At 44.0% G+C, this 416-nt stretch carries 1 protein-coding gene; it reads left to right on the forward strand.

Annotated elements, in window-relative coordinates; all coding sequences use genetic code 11:
• Positions 1–416 (forward strand): fibronectin-binding SSURE repeat-containing protein (locus HMPREF2805_RS11590; RefSeq protein ID WP_261676385.1); only part of this gene is annotated, 416 nt, incomplete at both ends.

Consider the following 416-nt stretch of genomic DNA (forward strand, 5'->3'; position numbering starts at 1 on the left):
TATGAATTCTTCGCCGGTGACGGTATGTTGACTCGTCTTATCTTGAAAGCCTCAGACAAAGCTCCGTGGTCAGACAACGGTTCAGCTAAAAATCCTGCCCTTCCACCAGTAGAAAACTTGGGCAAAGGCCTTTACTTCTATGAAGTGGATTTGGCAGGTACCCAAGGTAAATCAGATAAAGAGCTTCTAGACCTCTTAAAACAAAATGGTACGCAAAGCTATAAAGCAACTATCAAAGTGTACGGTTCGAAAGACGGCAAGGCTGATTTGAGTAATCTAGTAGCGACTAAGGATTTGGATGTCAACTTGAATGGTTTGACTACTCCAGCTGAAGTTCGAAAAGGTGTGGCAGACAATACCAAAGACACAGTAGATGTCCCAGCAACTTACTTGGACAAAGCCAACTTCCCAGGTCC

It is taken from the genome of Streptococcus sp. HMSC034E03, assembly GCF_001811505.1.
Taxonomy (GTDB): domain Bacteria; phylum Bacillota; class Bacilli; order Lactobacillales; family Streptococcaceae; genus Streptococcus.